At 65.2% G+C, this 532-nt stretch carries 1 protein-coding gene; it reads left to right on the forward strand.

Annotation, left to right across the window (positions count from 1 at the left end):
* On the forward strand, positions 1-532 hold a 532-nt coding region (locus NMG80_RS04110), incomplete at both ends, for a polysaccharide deacetylase family protein (RefSeq protein ID WP_254016957.1).

Consider the following 532-nt stretch of genomic DNA (forward strand, 5'->3'; position numbering starts at 1 on the left):
CGGCTCACGCCCGCCGCATTCCACAGCCAGATGGCATGGCTGCGCGCCAATGGCTTTCACGCGATTAGGTCCGAGCAGCTAGAATGGTTCATCGCCAACCGTCACCCTTTCGTTGGCCGCCCAGTGCTCATCACCTTCGATGACGGCTTCCAGAACTTTGCCGACCATGCCTGGCCGATCTTGCGCGCGAACGACCTGACCGCGGAAGTGTTCCTGGTGACGGACCTGGTGGGCGAAAGTGCACTGTGGGACGCCGACAGCGGTCCGCCGACGCCGCTTATGGACGCCGGGACGGTGCGACGCCTCGCCGCCGAAGGTGCTTTCTTCGGAAGCCATCTGGCGACGCATCGCGCGATCGATGGTCTGTCGAGCTCTGACTTGGCCGCCGAGCTCCTGCGCTCTCGTATGTTCATCGAACGGTGGGCCGGTCGGCCAACCACGGCGTTCGCGGCACCCTTCTCTGTCACCGACCGACGGCTTGGCCGGCTGGCCAAGGAGTGCGGCTATCGGATCGGCTTCGGCGGCAGACACG

The organism is Mesorhizobium escarrei (assembly GCF_935825525.1).
GTDB classification, from domain to species: domain Bacteria; phylum Pseudomonadota; class Alphaproteobacteria; order Rhizobiales; family Rhizobiaceae; genus Mesorhizobium; species Mesorhizobium escarrei.